The organism is Burkholderia cenocepacia, assembly GCF_014211915.1.
GTDB classification, from domain to species: domain Bacteria; phylum Pseudomonadota; class Gammaproteobacteria; order Burkholderiales; family Burkholderiaceae; genus Burkholderia; species Burkholderia orbicola.
In genome coordinates, this window is the sequence record NZ_CP060039.1 from 3,118,733 (window position 1) to 3,138,386 (window position 19,654).

15 protein-coding genes and 1 pseudogene are annotated in these 19,654 nt (G+C 68.3%); 7 read left to right on the forward strand and 9 right to left on the reverse strand.

Annotated elements, in window-relative coordinates; genetic code table 11:
* The first annotated feature begins 32 nt into the window (after positions 1 to 32).
* Positions 33 to 599, forward strand: a complete 567-nt coding sequence (locus tag SY91_RS14770; RefSeq protein WP_006478216.1) for an FUSC family protein — start codon at positions 33 to 35, stop codon at positions 597 to 599.
* A gap of 82 nt (positions 600 to 681) precedes the next feature.
* On the opposite strand, the gene SY91_RS14775 is transcribed toward SY91_RS14770, so the two are convergent.
* Both SY91_RS14775 and msbA read right to left on the reverse strand, forming a co-directional pair.
* Complete coding sequence (locus SY91_RS14775) at positions 682 to 1,071, reverse strand: RcnB family protein (RefSeq protein WP_006478215.1); 390 nt, start codon at positions 1,069 to 1,071, stop codon at positions 682 to 684.
* A gap of 94 nt (positions 1,072 to 1,165) precedes the next feature.
* Positions 1,166 to 2,917 carry a lipid A export permease/ATP-binding protein MsbA gene (msbA, locus tag SY91_RS14780; RefSeq protein WP_034174491.1) on the reverse strand — a complete coding sequence of 584 codons (1,752 nt, stop codon included), beginning with the start codon at positions 2,915 to 2,917 and terminating at the stop codon, positions 1,166 to 1,168.
* Positions 2,918 to 3,141: 224 nt separating this feature from the next.
* Here msbA and SY91_RS14785 point away from each other — a divergent pair, with 224 nt between their 5' ends.
* The 3 genes from SY91_RS14785 (at position 3,142) to SY91_RS14795 (ending at position 6,311) form a co-directional block, all read left to right on the forward strand.
* Complete coding sequence (locus tag SY91_RS14785) at positions 3,142 to 3,894, forward strand: glycosyltransferase family 2 protein (protein ID WP_023477158.1); 753 nt, start codon at positions 3,142 to 3,144, stop codon at positions 3,892 to 3,894.
* Positions 3,895 to 4,049: 155 nt separating this feature from the next.
* Entirely contained in the window at positions 4,050 to 4,892 is an 843-nt protein-coding gene (locus SY91_RS14790; RefSeq protein WP_023477159.1) for a glycosyltransferase family 2 protein, read from the forward strand.
* A gap of 138 nt (positions 4,893 to 5,030) precedes the next feature.
* A complete protein-coding gene (locus SY91_RS14795) occupies positions 5,031 to 6,311 on the forward strand; it encodes an O-antigen ligase family protein (RefSeq protein ID WP_043888167.1) in 1,281 nt (426 codons plus the stop codon).
* A 127-nt stretch (positions 6,312 to 6,438) separates the two neighbouring features.
* On the opposite strand, the gene SY91_RS14800 is transcribed toward SY91_RS14795, so the two are convergent.
* The 3 genes from SY91_RS14800 to dnaE all read right to left on the reverse strand — a co-directional run bounded on the left by SY91_RS14800 (position 6,439) and on the right by dnaE (position 12,703).
* Positions 6,439 to 7,617 carry a glycosyltransferase family 9 protein gene (locus tag SY91_RS14800; RefSeq protein WP_006478210.1) on the reverse strand — a complete coding sequence of 393 codons (1,179 nt, stop codon included), beginning with the start codon at positions 7,615 to 7,617 and terminating at the stop codon, positions 6,439 to 6,441.
* Between the two features lie 148 nt (positions 7,618 to 7,765).
* Positions 7,766 to 8,854 (reverse strand): glycosyltransferase family 9 protein, encoded by a 1,089-nt coding sequence (locus SY91_RS14805; RefSeq protein ID WP_006478209.1) that lies wholly within the window; start codon positions 8,852 to 8,854, stop codon positions 7,766 to 7,768.
* Positions 8,855 to 9,169: 315 nt separating this feature from the next.
* Positions 9,170 to 12,703 carry a DNA polymerase III subunit alpha gene (gene dnaE, locus SY91_RS14810; protein ID WP_006478208.1) on the reverse strand — a complete coding sequence of 1,178 codons (3,534 nt, stop codon included), beginning with the start codon at positions 12,701 to 12,703 and terminating at the stop codon, positions 9,170 to 9,172.
* Positions 12,704 to 12,919: 216 nt separating this feature from the next.
* Between dnaE and SY91_RS14815 the strand changes: the two genes are divergently transcribed.
* Both SY91_RS14815 and gluQRS read left to right on the forward strand, forming a co-directional pair.
* Positions 12,920 to 13,774: a sulfurtransferase gene (locus SY91_RS14815; protein ID WP_023477162.1), complete on the forward strand. Its 855-nt coding sequence runs from the start codon at positions 12,920 to 12,922 to the stop codon at positions 13,772 to 13,774.
* A gap of 25 nt (positions 13,775 to 13,799) precedes the next feature.
* Positions 13,800 to 14,696: a tRNA glutamyl-Q(34) synthetase GluQRS gene (gene gluQRS / locus SY91_RS14820; protein WP_023477163.1), complete on the forward strand. Its 897-nt coding sequence runs from the start codon at positions 13,800 to 13,802 to the stop codon at positions 14,694 to 14,696.
* Positions 14,697 to 14,956: 260 nt separating this feature from the next.
* On the opposite strand, the pseudogene SY91_RS14825 reads toward gluQRS, so the two are convergent.
* The 4 genes and pseudogenes from SY91_RS14825 to purT all read right to left on the reverse strand — a co-directional run bounded on the left by SY91_RS14825 (position 14,957) and on the right by purT (position 18,803).
* A pseudogene (locus tag SY91_RS14825) lies at positions 14,957 to 16,518 on the reverse strand (DEAD/DEAH box helicase).
* Positions 16,519 to 16,905: 387 nt separating this feature from the next.
* Positions 16,906 to 17,286 carry an MliC family protein gene (locus tag SY91_RS14830; RefSeq protein WP_006478204.1) on the reverse strand — a complete coding sequence of 127 codons (381 nt, stop codon included), beginning with the start codon at positions 17,284 to 17,286 and terminating at the stop codon, positions 16,906 to 16,908.
* A 98-nt stretch (positions 17,287 to 17,384) separates the two neighbouring features.
* Entirely contained in the window at positions 17,385 to 17,570 is a 186-nt protein-coding gene (locus SY91_RS14835; RefSeq protein WP_011545862.1) for a DUF6726 family protein, read from the reverse strand.
* 18 nt (positions 17,571 to 17,588) lie between these two features.
* Positions 17,589 to 18,803, reverse strand: a complete 1,215-nt coding sequence (gene purT, locus SY91_RS14840; RefSeq protein WP_006478203.1) for a formate-dependent phosphoribosylglycinamide formyltransferase — start codon at positions 18,801 to 18,803, stop codon at positions 17,589 to 17,591.
* A 217-nt stretch (positions 18,804 to 19,020) separates the two neighbouring features.
* Here purT and SY91_RS14845 point away from each other — a divergent pair, with 217 nt between their 5' ends.
* Complete coding sequence (locus tag SY91_RS14845; protein ID WP_023477166.1) at positions 19,021 to 19,566, forward strand: META domain-containing protein; 546 nt, start codon at positions 19,021 to 19,023, stop codon at positions 19,564 to 19,566.
* Positions 19,567 to 19,654: the final 88 nt, after the last annotated feature.

A 19,654-nucleotide genomic window follows, 5' to 3' on the forward strand; every position in this document is an offset into this window, starting at 1 on the left:
CCGCCCGCTACCCGCTTCTTGGCCGATGCACGATGGATACGATCAGGACACTCAACGAAGCCCGCCAGCAGATCCAGCAGTCGATCTTCGATCTGTTCAAGGGGTTGTCATTCAGCGAACGGCTCGCGCAAGGCGGCCTGATGGCGCTGCAGGCCGTCTGCGGCGCGTGCCTCGCGTATGCGATCGGCCGCGCGATGCATAGCGAGCAGGCCGTGTGGGCGGCGATCACCGCGATCGCCGTCACGCAGCACAACTACTCGGACACGATGTCGCTGTCGCGCGACCAGTTCATCGGCGCGATGGTCGGCGGCGTGCTCGGCTTCGCCGGCGCGGCGCTGGGCGGCGATCGCCTCGTCGCGTATGCGATCACGGTCGCGGTCGTGATCGTCTGCTGCTGGTGCCTGAACATCGGCAGCGCCGCGCGGCTCGGCGGCGTGACCGCGACGATCGTGCTGCTGTTTCCGGGCAACGGCCCGCTGTGGGACGTTCCGCTGATCCGGTTCGGCGAAGTGACGCTCGGCACGGTGTGCGCGCTCGGCGTGTGCTGGGTGATGTCGAGAATCGAGCGGCGCTGGTTCCGCCGCGCGGCGGCAAAGTGACGCGGCGCCGGGCAACGCGCCCGGCAGCCGGATGAACGATCGGAATGCGGCGTGCCGGTGACGGTCCGGGGGACGGCCCCGGTTACGGACCGACCCGCAGCACGATGCCCGAGCCGATCTGCACGAGCAGGTAGTCGCCGCCGACGCCGACCCAGTGATAGCCGCGCGGCGGCGGACTCAGGCGGTAGCCGCGCCAGTCGTCGACCACGTACTGGCGATCGCGGAATTCGTCCGGCAGCCGGTCGCCCTTGTGCCAGTCGCGGCGCGGCTGGTCGGCCCAGCGCGGCGGTACGTCGTCGCGATGCTTCGCCTGCCCGGGCGGCACGTGTTTCGGGCCATGGCCGCGCTGCATGCCGTGGCCGCCGCGGTCATCACGATTGTCGTGGTTGCCGTGATCCTGCGCCATCGCCGCGGTGGCGGCGCAGCCGGCCGCGATCCATGCGGCCAGCATCATGCCGTGCATCCTCTTCATTGTCCTTCCCCTCCGTGGTATCACGTCGAACAAGAAACGACCGGGACTGCCCGATGAAGACTAGCACACGGCATCGCGGCCGCATGAGCGCGCGTCACGCCGCCTGCTGCTGGTACTGGATCCGGTGCAGGTGCGCGTACAGGCCGCCGTGGCGCAGCAGTTCGTCGTGGCTGCCCTCCTCGACGATCTTGCCGGCCTCGAGCACGAGGATGCGGTCCGCGCGCTCGATCGTCGACAGCCGGTGCGCGATCACCAGCGTCGTGCGGCCTTCCATCAGCCGCTCGAGCGCGGCCTGCACGTGGCGCTCCGACTCCGAATCGAGCGCCGACGTCGCTTCGTCGAGGATCAGGATCGGCGCGTCCTTGTAGATCGCGCGCGCAATCGCGAGCCGCTGGCGCTGGCCGCCGGACAGCCGCATCCCGTTGCCGCCGACCAGCGTATCGAGCCCGTCGGGCATCGCGGCGACCGCATCGGCGAGGTTCGCGGCCTCGAGCGCGGCCTGCACGCGTGCGCGGTCGGGCGTCTGCCCGTAGGCGACGTTAGCGGCGATCGTGTCGTTGAACAGCACGACGTCCTGGCTGACCATCGCCATCTGGCTGCGCAGCGCGTGGAGATCGTAGTCGGACACCGGCACGCCGTCGACCAGGATCGTGCCGTCCGTCGGGTCGAAGAAGCGCGGCAGCAGGTTCACGAGCGTCGTCTTGCCGCTCCCGGACGGGCCGGCCAGCGCGATCATTTCACCCGGCGCGACCTTGAACGAAATGCGGTCGAGCGTCGGCCGTTCGGCCGCGCCGTAGTCGAACGACACGGCGCGGAACTCGATCTCGCCGCGCGCCTGCGACAGCGGCCGCCCGCCGCCCTGCGGCTCGGCCGGCTCGTCGATCAGCCCGAAGATCAGCTCGGCGGCCGTCATCCCGCGCTGCAGCGGCTGGTTGACGTCGATCAGGTGCTTGAGCGGCGAGATCACCAGCAGCATCGACGTGACGAACGCGACGAAACCGCCGACTGTCGTCTGGTCGTTCGACGACTGCACGACCGCGATCGTGATCACGACCGCGAGCGCGATCGACGCGAGGAACTGCGTGAGCGGCTGCGCGAGGCCGCCCGAGATCGTCATGCGCATCGCGTAGCCGCGCAGGCGCTTGCTCATCGTCGTGAAGCGGTCCATCTCGTACGCTTCGCCGTTGTGCACCTTGACGACCTTGTAGCCGCCGACCGTCTCCTCGACGATGTACGACAGCTCGTTGGTCAGCGTCTGGTGCTCGCGGTTCAGGCGGCGCAGCCGGCGGTTGATCTTGCTGACGAGCCAGCCGATGCCCGGCAGGATCACCGCGACGATCAGCGTGAGCCGCCAGTTCAGGTAGAACAGGTAGCCGAGCAGGAAGATCACCGTCAGCGAGTCGCGCACGAGCGTGACCATCACGCCCGTCAGCACCGACAGGATCTGGTTGACCTCGAACACGATCGCGTTGATCACCGTGCTCGCGGTTTCGCGCTGGAAAAACGACGCGCCGGTATGGATCATCCGCTGGAACATCTCGAGCCGCAGCTGCAGCAGGATGCGGTTCGATACGTAGTTGAGCAGGTAATTCGATGTGTACTGCGACACGCCGCGCACGAGCGCGAGCCCGATCACCGCGATCGGCACGTACCATTTCGCGCTGTCGCTGCCGTGCGAGCCGAAGCCGTGGTCGAGCAGCGGCTTGAGCAGGGCCGGGATACCGGCCTCGGTGGCCGCGACGACGCCCATCGTCACCACGGCGAGCACCACGATGCCGATGAGCGGCCGGATGTACGGCCACAGGCGCTTGAGGACCGTCACCGGCGAGGTGCCGGTGCCGTCCATCGGTTTGCGAAGAGTGTTCTGGGTTTCCAAGGCAATCCTTCTTGAGCCGCGATGCGGCGCCCGGCACGTGGCCGCCCGAGTGTGCGCCCTGTCGGGCGGGTGCCGAAAAGGGCTCAACATTATAGCTGTACCGCCCTCGCCGGCACGGCCGTTGTCGCGGCGGCCCGCGGCCGGGCCGCAGGTATACTGCCGCTCACCGTTTTCTCCGCCTTTCCGACGATTTCATGGCTGAACCCACCCTCGGCGTCGCCCTCATCGCCCTCAACGCATCCGCGCGGCTCGCGCAGTGTCTCGATGCGCTGTCGTTCGCCGACGATGTCGTCGTCGTCGACGGCGGCAGCACCGACGATACCGTCGCGATCGCGCAGGCGCACGGCGCACGCGTGATCGTCGAGCGCGACTGGCCGGGCTTCGGCCCGCAGAAGAACCGCGCGCTCGACGCGCTCGGCACCGACTGGATCCTGTCGCTCGATACCGACGAAATCGTCACGCCGGAACTCGCGCGCTCGATCCGCGACGCGATCCGCGCGCCGGCCGCGCAGGTCTATGCGCTCGACCGGCTGTCGAGCTTCTGCGGCCAGTGGATCCATCACAGCGGCTGGTATCCGGACTGGGTGCCGCGGCTGTTCCGGCGCGGCACCGCGCGGTTCTCGGACGACCTCGTGCACGAGCGCCTCGTGTTCGATACGGCCGCGCAGCGCCTGGCCGGCAAGCTGATGCACTACTCGTACGAGGATTTCGAAACGGTCGTGCGCAAGCTCGACGCCTATTCGACGGCCGGCGCGCGCCAGCGCCGCGCGGCCGGCCAGCGCGGCGGCTTCGGCAAGGCGCTCGGCCGCGGCGCGTGGGCGTTCGTGCGCACCTACGTGCTGCGGCGCGGGTTCCTCGATGGTCGCGCGGGCTTCATGATCGCGGTGTTCAACGCGGAAACCGTGTACTACCGCTTCCTGAAGCTCGGTCACGACCCGGTACGCTAGAGCCTGTTCACGCGAATGACGGGCTTGCGAACGTGCCCTGGGCGAGCGCCCGGCGCACGGCCGGCCCGGCGTTACAATGCCGGGTTGCGCGCACCACGCGTGCCCGCCCGAGCGGCTGCGCCGCGCGCCACGACGACCACCGAATTCCGACCACCATGTTCTCCATCATCATTCCGACCTGGAACAACCTGCCGTACCTCAAGCTCGTCGTCGACAGCCTGCGCCGGCACTCCGCGTATGACCACCAGATCATCGTGCACGTGAACGACGGCTCGGACGGCACGCTCGACTGGGTGCGCAACGAAGGGATCGAGCACACCGCGTCGCCGGCCAACATCGGCATCTGCCATGCGGTCAACCTGGCCGCCGCGCGGGCCACGCGCGACTACGTCGTCTACATGAACGACGACATGTTCTGCTGCCCGGGCTGGGACACGGCGCTCGTGCGCCGCATCGAACAGATGCCGACCGACCTGTTCATGCTGTCGGGCACGATGATCGAGCCGGTCGACACGCGCAATCCGTGCGTGGTCGTCAGCAATTTCGGCCGCGACGCCGAGCAATTCGACGCGGCCGGCCTGGTCGCCGCGACCCCGAAACTGGCACGCCCGGACTGGCTCGGCTCGACCTGGCCGCCGACGCTCGTGCACCGCGACTGGTGGAACCGCATCGGCGGCTACAGCAGCGAGCTGTCGCCGGGCATGAGCAGCGACAACGACTTCTCGATGAAATTCTGGGACGCCGGCTGCCGGATCTTCATCGGCGTGGGCGACAGCCTCGTGTACCACTTCCAGCAGAAGAGCACCGGCAAGATCGTCAAGAACGACGGCCGCCGCCAGTTCCTGAACAAATGGGGCATGACCCAGGCGACGTTCGATCGCTACTACCTGCATCGCGGCGAGCCGGTCGGCACGCAGATCGCGCTCGATACGCCGACGGTGGAAGGCCGCCTCAAACGTGCGCTGTTGCGCTCGCGGATCAAGCGCGCATTCAGCTGATCGGACCCCTAAAACCGTACGGAAAGCCGTCCTGCTTCGCGTATACTGCGCCGTTCGTCCCGGCTCTCTCGCCGGGATGCGCGACGCGGCACGGTGCACGATGTCCGCAAGCCGCATTCGTCCATACGACAGGTTCCGATGCTTTCGTTTTCCGCTCCCGCCACGCGGCGCCTGACCGCCGCCCGCGCCTTCGCCGTCGCCGCGCTCTGCATGGTGCCCGTCTCGACGGCGCTGACCAACGTGTTCTGCGGGCTGTTCGCCGTGGCGCTCGTGATTTCCCCCGAATTCTGGCGCGACCTGCGCTCGTTCGTCACCGATCCGGCTTCGCTCGCGGCACTGCTGATTCTGGCCGCGCTGGCCGTGAGCGTCACCTATACGGTCGCGCCGCATGACAAGGCGTGGAACTGGGTCGCGAAGTACGACAAGCTGTTGCTGCTGCCGTTCGCCGTGCTCGCGTTCCGTCATTCGAACTGGGCGCCGATCGTGCGGCGCTGCTGGTTCGGCACGCTGTGCGTGATTCTGCTGCTGTCGACCACCAACTACCTCGGGCTCACCGCGATCGGGCCAGCACATGCGACCCAGTTGCCGCTGTCGCGCGCCTGGGTGTTCAAGAACCACATCGCGGCCGGCATGTTCGGCGCGCTGCTCTTCTACCAGGCGGCTGATCTCGCGCTGGCGACCCGCACGCGGCTGTCCCGTGCCGCCTATGCGGGCATCGCCGTGTGGTCGCTCGTCAACGTGTTCGTGATGCTGCAGGGACGCACGGGACAGGTCATCGCGCTGTTGCTGATCCTCGTCGTCGCGGTACGTTTCGTGCTGTTGCTGCGCCGGCAATCCGCCCTGCGCGCAGGGCTCGCTGCCGGCATGCTCGTACTGGCGGGCGTCGCACTCGTAGTGGCTGCGTGCACGGTTCACAACGGCCGGCTGACGAAGGTCGTGACTGAAGTGCAGCAATATCGGCAGAGCGATGCGGCCACGTCGACCGGGCTGCGCCTCGAGTGGTACAAGAAGGGAATCGAGCTGTTTCGTCAGCGCCCCGTGCTCGGTTATGGCGCGGGGGGGCTCGAGCTCGAGTTCCAGAAACTCTCGGCCGGCAAGACGGCCGCCGAAGGCCAGCTCACGGCGAATCCGCACAACGAATACCTGCTGATGGCCGTGCAGCTCGGCACGGTTGGCCTGCTGCTGTTCGTCAACCTGATCGTGCAGATCGCGCGCGGCAGCCGCGCGCTCGATCCGCGCTCGCGACACCTGTTGCTCGCGTGGCTCGCGATCTTCACGATCGGCAGTCTCGCGAATTCGCTGCTGCTGGATTTCGCCGAAGGGCACCTGATCGTGCTGCTGGCCGGCATCCTGCTCGGTTGCGGCGAACGCAGCGAAGCACTGCCGCGCGAAACGTCGGCGATCCGGCGCAGCGTGTAACGCACGCCTGCCTACGTTCCGCGGCCCGCCCACCTGGTTCGGCGGCGGCGGACATCCGCCCCGTCGACGCCGGAGAGCCGCGCGGCGCTCCGCGAAACGAACTCCGGCTGACGAAGAAGGGCGCGCGTCAGTCGGACCCGGCACGACGCAGCCGCGACGTGTCGACGATGACGTCGACCGGCCCCGGCGGATTCAACCCCAACATCTCGGCTGCCGCGGCCTTCACGCGCTGCGCGTCCAGATGGACGAGGCAGTCGCTGCGACTGTCGACGTGACGCTCGCAGCCTTCGTGGCGGCACGGCACGCAATCTCCGTCCCCCTGCAGCAGCCACACGTTTGCGTGCCGCCCCGAGCCGCGCAGCGCCCACGGATTCTCGGTCGCAGGCCAGTGCTGCGGCCACGGCCCCCAACGCACGGGGTCGGACGGTCCGAACAGTGCAATCGTGTCGGTACCCGTCGCGGCCGCGACGTGCGTCGCGCCGGTGTCGGGCCCGATGAAGAGCCGCGCGCGCCGCACGAGCTCCGCGCTCTCGCCGAACGTCAGGCGGCCGACCAGGTTCAGCACGTCGCCGCCCGCCTCCGTCGCGACCTGCTCCGCATACTCGCGCTCGCGGTCGGCCGGGCCGCCCGACAGCGCGATCGCGAAGCCCTGCTCGCGCAGCCAGCCGATCATTTCGACCCAGCCGTCGAGCCGCCATTGCTTGTAACGGAACATCGGGTACGGATGCAGCACGACCAGCGGCTTGCCGGCGCGGATCGCCGGCGACTCGGCGAGCCACGCGTCGAAACGCGCGCGCCGCGCCGGATCATCGCCGATGCCGGGCGCGACGACCTCGGACACCGGCTCGATGCCGAGCACCGGCGCGAGTGCCAGCGTACTGACGACCGTATGGGCAGATTCGTGGTGATTGATCGCGATCCCGTTCAGCATCATCCGCGTCAGCCACGTGACGCGATTCGGGTCGACGAGGCCGACCCGTTTGCGGCCGGCGAACCAGCTATAGAAACGCGGCCGGTCGGAACTCAGCGCCGCGCATGCGAGATCGTAGCGGCGCCACATCGACAGCGCGTCGCGCAGCCGCTCGCCCAATCCCGCACGCTGCGCGACCACGATCACGCGCCGCACGTCCGGATTGTGCTCGAGCACGCCCTCGGTGCCGCGAAACACCAGCATGTCGATCTGCGCGTCCGGCCAGCGGGCCTTCAGGGACCGTACGAGCGGAGTCGTCAACAGTACGTCGCCGATACGGCGCGGCGCGGCAACGAGGATGGTTCTGGGCGGACGGGCGGAAGAAAACAGGGCCACGGCGATCGTCTGGCTGGCTGAACAAGGCTGGCAATGTACAGGATTTTGCAGCAGCCGGCGCGGCGTCGCGCGCCGGCGATGAAAGCGGCCACGATGCGGCCCGATCGTGACGTATCGCGCGGTACGCGAGCGGGCCGTTCGTGCCGCGCTACGAAGCGATCGTCGCGATCGTGGGGGCCGTGGCGGCGGCCGGCTGCACGCGCGCCGCGGCGGCCGGCGCTTCGTCGCGTTGGCCGGCCTGCGACAGCAGGTGGCGCACCGCACGCTCGACCGCATCGACACCGATCGCATCGACGGTCCGACCCGCGCGCAGGATCACGTGCGGCACGCCTATCGGATGCCAGCGCAGGTATTTCTCGGGACGGTCCTCGAACAGGGCGGCCACCGGTACGCCGAGCGCCGACGCAAGATGGACGGGCGCGCTGTCGGCCGAGACGATTGCATCGAGCAGGCTCGTGGCCGCCACGAGATCGGCAACCGACGACGGCGCGACATGCCGCGCATTCACGTCGCGCCATCCCTCGCCCTCGATGGCCTGACCGATGGCCGGATCGCGAAACACGATCACATCCGCGACGGGGGCAAGCCGCTCGCCGAGGTCGCGCCAGCGGTCGGCGGGCCAGCGGCGCTCGACCGCCTTGTTCGACACGAACAGCCCAACGCGCGGCTTCGTGCGTGCGCCGAGCAGGCGATGCCACGCTTCCTGCCGCGCACGATCGGGATGGACCGACAGTTCCAGACGATCGAGATCGGCGCAGCCGAGTTCGGGCACCAAGCGGAAACCCGACAACGCCTCGTGGCACATCGGCCGCTGCGCGACATGCTCGGGCTTGCGATCGTCGAATTCGGTCTCGGCATCGTGCCAGCGGCAATCCTTCGCGCGAAGCTGGCGCGCGAACTGCATGCTGCTGCGATGCATGCCGCCGTTCGGCACGATCACGAGGTCGAACCGCAAGCGGCGCAGGCGGCGCACGAGTCGCAGCCGGTCGAAGAATGCGCGCATCCGCCCGGGGCGGTCGTTGCGCTCGCACTGGCGGCTGTACACGTAGGTGTGGATCGTGTGCACGTCCGGATTTCCGGCCAGCGCGGCCGCGTTGTAGCGGTTCGCGACCACATGTAGCTCCGCGCCCGGCCAGCGCGCCTTCAGCGCGCGGAGAAACGCCGTCGTGCACAGCATGTCGCCCAGAAAATCAATCCGGATCACGAGGATCCGCTGCGTCGGGTTCCCATTGGCCATGGTCATGTGGTGACAATCCGTTTTTATCGTCGCGGCGTGCCGTTCCACGGCATCCTGATCCGCGAGCCTGCCCTGCCGCAAGTCGCCGCACGCCGCATCGATCCGCCCCTGTTTACGCGCGCGCTGTCGGCGCCGCTCGCCGTGCGAACCCGCGGCAGGCGCCGCGTTCGGACGGTTAGCGCGGGATTGTATAGCGTCCGGATGGCAAGCCCAAGCGCCCGATTACCCTTGCACCACGTAAAAACGGCCCGCCGCACCGCACGATGGCGATGCAACGGGCCGCCTATGCGCGACAGCCGTCGAAACAGCGCGCGGTCAGTACGTGATTTCGACGACGCTGCCGTCGAACGCCGCACGCAGCTCCGCCAGCAGCACGTCGCTCGGCTTCACGCGCCACGCGTCGCCCAGACGCATTTCGCCTTGCGCGCGCGCGTTGCTGTAGTGGATCTGGACCGCAAGCCCGTTCGGCAGCGGCGGCTGCGGGCGCCGACCGCCATCGCGGCCGCCGCCGCGCGGCGCGGGCGCGTCGACCCCGTTCGCGGCGGCCGGATCGTCCTTCGACACGTGCGGCTCGAGCACGCGGCGTAGCGCGAGCGCGTCGGCGTTGCCGTTCATCGTCAACCGCACGGCCTGCGCGTAGCGGCTGCGCGCGCGTTCGAGATCCATCACGGTATCGGCCGTGAAGCGAATGCCACCGGTGAATGCGTCGTTGCGCGCCTGCCCCTGCACGATCAGCAGCTCGTCTTCCTTGAACAGCGCCTTGTTTGCCTCGAACTGTTCGTTGAAGATCGTGATCTCGCACTGGCCCGTGCCGTCGTCGAGCAGCGCGATCAGCATCTTGCCGCGCTGCGTCATCTGCGTGCGCAGCGACGCGATGATGCCTGCGACGAGCTTGTCGCGCCCTTCCTTCAGATCACCGACCTTCTGCCGCACGAAGCGCCGCACTTCGTCGCGATACGCATCGAACAGGTGGCCGGACAGGTAGAAGCCGAGCGCGGCCTTTTCTTCCTGCAGGCGGCGCTTGTCGTCCCACGCGGGCTCGTCGACAAGCGCATGCGCATGCGGCGACTCGGCGCCCATGTCGAACAGGCCGGCCTGCATCGCGTTCGCTTCGGCCTGGTCGGCCGCTTCCATCGCAAGCGGCACCGACGCGATCAGTTGCGCACGGTTCGGGTTCAGCGAATCGAACGCGCCGGCGCGGATCAGCGCCTCGACCGTGCGGCGGTTGACGACACGCCGGTCGATCCGTTCGCAGAAGTCGAACAGGTCGGTGAACGCCTTTTCTTCGCGCGCACGCAGGATTTCCTCGATCGCGTTCTGGCCGCTGCCCTTCACCGCGCCGAGGCCGTAGCGGATCGTGCGCGAGCGCTTGCCGTCGGCTTCCGCGACCGGCTCGAACCGGTAATGCGACTGGTTGATGTCCGGCGGCAGCACGGCGAGGTTGTTCACGACGCAGTCGTCGAACAGGATCTTCACCTTGTCGGTGTCGTCCATCGCGAGCGTCATGTTGGCCGCCATGAATTCGGCCGGATGGTGCGCCTTCAGCCACGCGGTGTAATACGCGAGCAGCGCATACGCGGCCGCGTGCGACTTGTTGAAGCCGTAGCCCGCGAACTTCTCCATCAAGTCGAAGATCTCGTCGGACTTCTCGCGCGTGAGGCCGTTCTTCGCCGCACCCTCCGCGAAGATCTCGCGGTGCTTGGCCATCTCCTCGGGCTTCTTCTTGCCCATCGCGCGACGCAGCAAATCGGCGCCGCCGAGCGAGTAGCCGCCGATGATCTGCGCCATCTGCATCACCTGCTCCTGATAGACCATGATGCCGTAGGTCTCTTTCAGGACGGGTTCGACGCGCGGATCCGGATAGTCGACCTTCTCGCGCCCGTGCTTGCGCGCGCAGAAGCTCGGAATCAGGTCCATCGGGCCCGGACGGTACAACGACACGAGCGCGATGATGTCCTCGAAGCGGTCGGGCTGCGCATCCTTCAGCATGCCCTGCATCCCGCGGCTTTCCAGCTGGAACACCGCGACCGTGTTCGCCTTCTTCAGGATCTGGAACGAGGCCGGATCGTCGAGCGGCACCTGCGCGAGCGACCAGTCGGCCTTCGACGGATCGAGGCGGCGGATGTAGCGCTCGGCCCAGTCGAGGATCGTCAGCGTCGTGAGGCCCAGAAAGTCGAACTTCACGAGGCCGACGGCTTCGACGTCGTCCTTGTCGTACTGGCTGACCACGCCGCCGTCGTCGCCCTGCGTGTACAGCGGGCAGAAATCGGTCAGCTTGCCGGGCGCGATCAGCACGCCGCCGGCGTGCATCCCGACGTTACGCGTGAGACCCTCGACGCGCTGCGCGAGGTCGAGCAACTGGTGAACTTCGTCCTCGTGGTCGTAGCGCTCCTGCAACTGCGGCTCTTCCTTCATCGCGTCGGCAATCGTCACATGCTTGCCGGGCTTGAACGGAATCAGCTTCGCGATGCCGTCGGTGAACATGTAGCCGAGGTCGAGCACGCGGCCGATGTCGCGCACGGCCGCCTTCGCGGCCATCGTGCCGAACGTGGCGATCTGCGAGACGGCGTCCGCGCCGTACTTCTCCTTCACGTACTGGATCACGCGATCGCGGCCGTGCTGGCAGAAATCGATGTCGAAGTCGGGCATCGACACGCGTTCCGGGTTCAGGAAGCGCTCGAACAGCAGGTTGTAGCGCAGCGGATCGAGATCGGTAATGCCGAGCGCGTACGCGACCAGCGAGCCGGCGCCCGAGCCGCGGCCCGGGCCGACCGGCACGCCGTTGTTCTTCGCCCAGTTGATGAAGTCCGCGACGATCAGGAAGTAGCCGGGGAAGCCCATCTTCGTGATGGTCCCGCACTCGAACTCGAGGCGCTTGTAGTACGTGTCGCGCTGCGCGTCGCGCTCGGCCTCGACCGGATACAACTGCGCGAGACGGGCCTCGAGCCCTTCCTTCGACAACTGGACCAGGTAGTCGTCGAGCGACATGCCGTCCGGCGTCGGGAACAGCGGCAGTTTCGGCTTGCCGAGCTCGAGCTTCAGGTTGCAGCGCTTCGCGATCTCGACCGTGTTCGCGATCGCCGACGGCAGGTCGGCGAACAGCGCAGCCATCTCGTCCTGCGTGCGGAAGTACTGGTCGGTCGTGAAACGCTTCTGGCGCCGCGGATTCGCGAGAATGTCGCCTTCCGAGATGCACACGCGCGCCTCGTGCGCGGTGAAATCGTCGTCGGTCATGAACTGCGTCGGGTGCGTCGCGACGACCGGCAGCTTCAGCGACGCGGCGAGCGCCGCCGCCTGCTGGATGTACGCCTCGGCGCCCGGCTGCCCGTAACGCTGCAGCTCGATGTAGAAGCCGCCCGGAAACACCCGCGCCCAGCGCTCGGCGTGACGGCGCGCGGCTTCTTCGTTGCCCGCGGCCAGCGCAAGGCCGATATCGCCCTGTTGCGCGCCCGACAGCGCGAGCAGCCCCTGCGCGAGCTCGCCGTCGAGCCAGCTCGCGTCGAGTTCCGCGCGGCCGCGGTACTGGTTCGTGAGCCACGCCTTCGACAGCAGCTCGCAGAGATTCAGGTAACCGACCTTGTCCTTGACCAGCAGCAGCAACCGCGACGGCTTGTCGCGGTCGTCCGGATTGGCAATCCAGACGTCGCAGCCGGCGATCGGCTTGATGCCCTTGCCGCGGGCTTCCTGGTAGAAACGAACGAGGCCGAACGCGTTGCCGAGATCGGTGAGCGCGAGCGCGCCCTGACCGTCCGCGGCCGCCGCCTTGACGATGTCGTCAATGCGCACGATGCCGTCGGCAATCGAGAATTCGGAGTGAACGCGAAGATGGACGAAGCGAGGATCTGACATGGGCGCTATTGTAGCCGCCCCGCCGCGCAGGCTGCCCAAAAAATGCCCGCTTTGGCCGTTCGGCCGATGCACGCGGCGACGCGTCGCGCGGTTGGCCGATCGGCCAGGTACCGATGCCCGCGCCGTTTGCGGGATAATACGGTTTTTCGAATCAACGCCCCGGCTTCGCACCCTTTTTTGCGGGCCGCCGTGCGGCCGTTTTCCCGTCGGACCATCATGACCATCGTCAACCTCGCCGCCTACCACTTCGTATCGCTCGACGCGAACGAGCAATGGCGCCCGCTCGTCACCGCCCGCTGCAACGAACTCGGCCTGCGCGGCACGATCCTGCTCGCGCCGGAAGGCATCAACCTGTTCATCGCCGGCACGCGCGAAGCCACCGACGCGTTCATCGCGTACATCCGCCACGATCCGCTGTTCGAGGGCAAGTTCGCGACGCTGCAGTTCAAGGAAAGCCTGTCCGACTCGCAGCCGTTCCGCCGCATGCTCGTGCGCCTGAAGCGCGAGATCATCACGATGAAGAAGCCCGCGATCAAGCCGGAACTCGGCCGCGCGCCGTTCGTCGATGCGCGCACGCTGAAGGCGTGGCTCGACCGCGGCCACGACGATGCGGGCCGCCCGGTCGTGATGCTCGACACGCGCAACGCGTTCGAAGTCGACGTCGGCACGTTCGACAACGCGCTCGATTACCGGATCGACAAGTTCAGCGAATTCCCGGAAGTGATCGATGCAAACCGCGCCGACCTCGAAGGCAAGACGGTCGTGTCGTTCTGCACCGGCGGCATCCGCTGCGAGAAGGCCGCGATCCACATGAAGGAAATCGGCATCGACAACGTGTACCAGCTCGAAGGCGGCATTCTGAAGTACTTCGAGGAAGTCGGCGGCGCGCACTATCACGGCGACTGCTTCGTGTTCGACTACCGCACCGCGCTGAACCCGCAGCTCCAGCCCACCGAGAACGTCACGTGCTTCGCGTGCCGCGCGGTGGTCACGCCGGAAGCGCAACGATCGCCGAGCTACGTGCCCGGCAAGTCATGCCCCGCCTGCGCGCAGGCCGCCAGCGCCGCGTAACGGCGCATCGCACCGCGCACTGCCGATGAACCCCGGCTATCGCGGCCGCTTCGCGCCTTCGCCCACCGGCCCGCTGCACTTCGGCTCGCTGGTCGGCGCGCTCGCGAGCTGGCTCGACGCCCGCGCGCACGGCGGCACATGGCTCCTGCGCATCGAGGATCTCGACGGCCCTCGCACGGTGCCCGGCGCGGCCGACGACATCCTCGCGACGCTCGCGCATTTCGGCATGACGCCGGACGAGCCGCCCGTCTGGCAGAGCACGCGCGACGCGGCGTACACGGCCGCGCTCGAGCAGCTCGTCGCGGCGGGGCTCGTCTATCCGTGCGGCTGCACGCGCAAGGAGATCGCCGATTCACTGCGCGCCGCCCATGAACGCCACACGACGCTCGCGTATCCGGGCACCTGTCGCACCGGCCTTCACGGCAAGCCCGCACGCGCATGGCGGCTGCGCGTGCCGGACGGCTGCGACGCGGTCGTCACGTTCGACGATCGCTGGCAGCACACGCAATCGCAGAACCTCGCGGCCGAAGTGGGCGATTTCGTGCTGAAACGCGCGGACGGCCAGTGGGCGTATCAGCTCGCGGTCGTCGTCGACGATGCCGATGCCGGCATCACGCACATCGTACGCGGCGCCGACCTGCTCGACTCGACCGCGCGCCAGATCTACCTGCAGCGCTGCCTCGGCGTGCCGACGCCCGAGTACCTGCACGTGCCGGTCGTCGTCGATGCAAACGGCGAAAAGCTCAGCAAGCAGACGGGCGCGACGGCGCTCGAACGCAACGATCCGCTGCCGGCGCTGCACGCTGCGGCCGCGCATCTCGGCCTGGCCAACGATGGCGATCTACCGGGCGGGACGCTCGACGCGTTCTACACGGCCGCGACCGATGCGTGGGCGCGTCGCTTCGGGCCGCGCGCCGGTTGAGTCGCTTGCAGGACACCGGCCCGTGCCGACTACGCTCCGGCCTCCGCGAGCGGCGAATCCGATCGCGTGAAAGCGTGACGGAAGTCTGGGCGCCACGCCGGTTGACGACACGGCATCGAAAGTCCCTATCTGCGCATCAAGCGATACGCCCTGCTGCACACCGCCCCGATCGCGGCGCCCAATGAAAAACGGGCACATGCTCATCGCATGCACCCGCCTGTCCGGCGGCGCTGACGCGCCGCCCCTGCGCTCCGTCCGGCTTACGCCGAAGGCTTGCGCGGCATCCCGAAGCCGCCGAGCAGCGCGGCAACCTGGCGCTTCGGCCCTTTCTTCTCGGGCTGCTGCGCGGGCTGCGCATCGTCCGGCTGCTTCGCCGACGCCGACGGCTCGTACGGCTTCAGGAAGAAATCGTCGACCGGCGCTTCGTGGCGGCGATGATGGCCGCCGCGCTCGGTGCTGCCCGAGCGGCGGCCCGATGCACCGCGATGCTCGTCGCGATCGCGCCGACCGCCGCGTTCGCCACCCCGTTCGCCGCCGCGCTCACTGTTGTTGCGCTCGCCGCCACGTTCGTCGTGACGCTGGCGTGCCGGCTTGTCGATCGTAAGCGTCTGCACGTCGAGCGGACGCTTGATCAGCTTCTCGATATCGGCGAGTTGCTTGCGCTCGTTCGGGCTGCACAGCGACAGCGCGTCGCCCGTCGCGCCCGCGCGGCCGGTACGGCCGATCCGGTGCACGTAGTCTTCCGCGCTGAACGGCAGGTCGAAGTTGATCACGGCAGGCAGCTCGGCGATGTCGAGGCCGCGCGCGGCCACGTCGGTCGCGACCAGCGCCTCGATCTCGCCGCGCTTGAACGCGTCGAGTGCCTGCATCCGCTCGATCTGCGTCTTGTCGCCGTGAATCGCCGACGCGACCACGCCGTCGCGTTCGAGATTGCGCGCGAGGCGGCTCGCGCCGATCTTGCTGTTGCAGAACACGATTACCTGCTTGAGGCCGCGATCGCGCAGCAATTGCACGACGGCCGCCTGCTTGTCGCCTTCGGCGACGTCGTAGACGATCTGCGTGACGTTCGCGTTCGTCGAGTTGCTGCGCGCGACCTCGATCGTCTGCGGGTTGCGCAGATAGGTCGACGCGAGCTTCTTGATTTCGCCCGAGAAGGTGGCGGAGAACAGCAGCGTCTGACGCTCCTTCGGCAGCAGGTTCAGGATGCGCTGCAGATCGGGCAGGAAACCCATGTCGAGCATCCGGTCGGCTTCGTCGAGCACGAGGATCTGCACCTGGCCGAGGTTCGCCGTCTTCTGCTGCACGTGGTCGAGCAGGCGACCCGGGGTCGCGATCAGGATCTCGACGCCGCGGCGCAGTTCGGCCGATTGCGGGTTCATGTCGACGCCGCCGAACACCACCGCGCTGCGCAGCGGCGTGTGCTTCGCATACGCGTGCACGTTCGCGGCGACCTGGTCGGCGAGTTCGCGGGTCGGCGTGAGGATCAGCGCCCGCACGGGGTGGCGCGCCGGAGACGCGCTCGTGTTGGCCTGCGGCAGCAGACGCTGGATGATCGGCAGCGAGAAGCTCGCGGTCTTGCCGGTGCCCGTTTGCGCGGCGCCCATGACGTCGCGGCCGGCGAGCACGACCGGAATGGCCTGCGCCTGGATCGGCGTCGGCGTCGTATAGCCCTGCTCCACAATGGCTTTCAGGATATCGGGGGCAAGGCCGAATTGATCGAAGGTTGCGTCGACGGGCTTGGCGACAGAATCGGACATGGTGGCGTTTCGCTCAAAAGGCGCGGCGGGACATCGTGCGTCAGGCCGGCCGGGCCTGCGCTCATCACAATTCGGAAATAGACGGAGCCGCGGCGCGCCGCGCGGCGCCGCTCTGGCGCTTGGGACCGGTTCAATGCGAACGCTGGACGCCAGGCCGTGCGGACTCCGTTCGGCGCGAATGCCGGCGGAAAGGGCCGTATTGTAGCACCGTGCGGGAATCTGTCCGCGACAACGCCGCGAACGGCGGCGACGGCGGTTCGCGCGGCGGCCCTGCTCCGGCCCGTGCGGGCCAGCGGTTGGTCGATCGGGGTATCCGTATCGGCCGATGAACTCGATTAAGGGTTCGATCCGGAAGCCTCGCATCAGCACGCCCCGACGCCAACCCGCGTGTCGAGCCTTCAGCCCGACAGCGGTCAACACGGATGAATGCGCTCCGCGATCGCGCCCGCCGCTCAGCCCTTCTTCTTTTTCTTCTCGACCTGCACGCAGTCGCCCAGCAGCGGCGGCGACTTCGGGTCGGCGATCTCGTCGCGCAGCGTCGCTTCCTTGCCTTTCGTCCACCACGTATAGCGGCCGGCCTGGTAGCGCGCGCCCGATGCCGACACCGTATCGACGAACAGCATCTGCTTGCCGTCGACCGGCACGAGCGCGAAGCTCTGGCCGTTGCCCGCGAGCCAGTACGACACGCGCACGAGCTGCTTCTGGTTCGCGCACTGGTAGACGGTTTGCTGGCGCGCGTCGGCGTCGATCTCCTCGACGGTCAGCTGCGCGGCATGCGCGACGGAAACGGCGGTGCCGGCGAGCGCAAGCGCGGCGAGGGTTTGGCGAATCATGCAGGTCCTCTCACGAGACGGGTGGAAGCGCGCCCTCGCAGGGCGCGCGGTTATTGTTTATAGGAAGGTTTATAGGGAGGCTCGGCGGCTTGCCGGAATCAGGGATCGATCACATCCGCGCACGCATCGGTCGGCGCCGCGGCGACATGGCCGACGAGCGGCACGATCTTGAGTCCGGCCGACGCCACCCGGCACGGCGCGGCCGCGAGGCCGCAGCCCGCGAGACTCGCGACGAGCGCCAGCGCGACGCCCAGCTTTCCGATACGCAACGCTCTCGACGCCATCGTCCTCTCCTCGTTCCGTCAGCGCGCCGACACGGGCCGGACGGCCGCGGCCGCACGCTTCGCGCGTTCGCGGGCTTCGTCGACGGTCGCGCCGGTCGCCAGCGCGACGCCCATGCGTCGCTTCGCAAAACTTTCCGGCTTGCCGAACAGGCGCAAGTCCGCGCCCGGCACCGCGAGCGCGTCGCGCACGCCTTCGAACGCGATCCCGCGCTCGTCGAGGCCGCCGTAGATCACCGCCGACGCAGCCGGCGTGCCGAGCGCCGGATCGACCGGCAGCCCGAGAATCGCCCGCGCGTGCAGCTCGAATTCCGACTGGCGCTGCGAGGCGAGCGTGACGAGGCCCGTATCGTGCGGCCGCGGGCTCACCTCGGAGAACCATACGTCGTCGCCGCGCACGAACAGCTCGACGCCGAACAGGCCGCGCCCGCCGAGCGCCTCGGTCACCTTGTGCGCGATCTCGCGCGACTTCTCTAGCGCCGCCGCGCTCATCGGCTGCGGCTGCCACGATTCGACATAGTCGCCCGCCACCTGCACGTGGCCGACCGGTTCGCAGAAGTAGGTACGCGTATCGAGCGTCGCCGGGTCGATCGCGCGCACGGTCAGTTGCGTGATCTCGTAGTCGAAATCGACGAAGCCCTCGACGATCACGCGGCCGTGGTTCACGCGCCCGCCCGCCATCGCGTAGTCCCACGCGGGTTTCACGTCGGCGTCGGTCTTCACGACCGACTGCCCCTTGCCCGACGACGACATCACGGGCTTCACGACGCACGGCATGCCGATCTTCGCGACGGCCGCGCTGAATGCCTCGAACGAATCGGCGAACGCATACGGGGAAGTCGGCAGGCCGAGCTCCTCGGCCGCGAGCCGGCGAATCCCTTCGCGATTCATCGTGAGCTGCGTCGCGCGCGCGGTCGGGATCACCTCGGCGAGGCCGGCCGTCTCGATCGCCGCGAGCGCGTCGGTGGCGATCGCCTCGATCTCGGGGACGATCAGGTGCGGACGCTCGGCCTCGACGACTGCCCGCAGCGCGGCCGGGTCCGTCATGTCGATCACGTGCGCGCGATGCGCGACCTGATGGCCGGGCGCGTCCGGATAGCGATCGACCGCAATGACTTCGACGCCGAGACGCTGCAACGCGATGATGACTTCCTTGCCGAGCTCGCCCGCGCCGAGCAGCATGACGCGCGTGGCCGAGGGCGAAAGCGGCGTACCGAGCCGCTGACCGATCTGCATGTGATTTCCCGCTGGTTCTGTTGGAGGACAAAAACGGCTTCGATGTTAACACGGGCATCCGGGCCGGTTTGGGCCGTTTGGCCGCCCCCGGCGCCATGTCGCGCGAGGCCCGTGGGCGGGCTGCGAACGTTTTCGCGCGCGAAGTGTCGGCTCGCCTGCCGCGGGGCGGGTGCGTTACTCTTACGCCTTGATCAGAATCCGAAGAGGAACGAGGCTCATGTCCCACCTGTCCGCGGCCGCACGCGCACGCACCGGCCTGCTTCGCCCGTTGCGCGCGCCGCTTTGCGCGTTGACGCTTGCCACGCTTCTCGCCGCCTGCACGATGCCGACCCATCCCGATTCCGCCGCCCCCGCGCCCGACCCGTACAACCCGGCCGCCGTCCAGCTGCTCGACGACACGAACTGGGAACTCACCAGCTGGGTGAACGCCGACGGCACGCAACGCGCGATCCCGCACGGCGACAACGGCGAGCCGATCAAGCTCGCACTGTCGACCGAGTCGGGCATCCGGCGCGCGAGCGGGTTCTCGGGCTGCAACCGCTACATGGGCACCTATGCGGTCAAGAACGGCCTGCTGAGCTTCGGCCCGCTCGCCGGAACGCGAATGGCCTGCCCGAACACGCTCGGCGGCCAGCTCGAATCCGCGTATCTCGACGCGCTCGCCCACGTCGACAAGACCGGCGTGCAGATGCGCGCGCCCCAGCAATTGCAGATCGTGACCCAGGCCGGCGCAACGCTGACGTTCACGCACCGGAGCCCCTGATGCACGGCGCGCGCGGAGGCCGACCGACCGCCTTCGCGTGGCGCGCGACATGCACGTGCCGCCCACGTGCGTCGCGCGGCGTGAATCG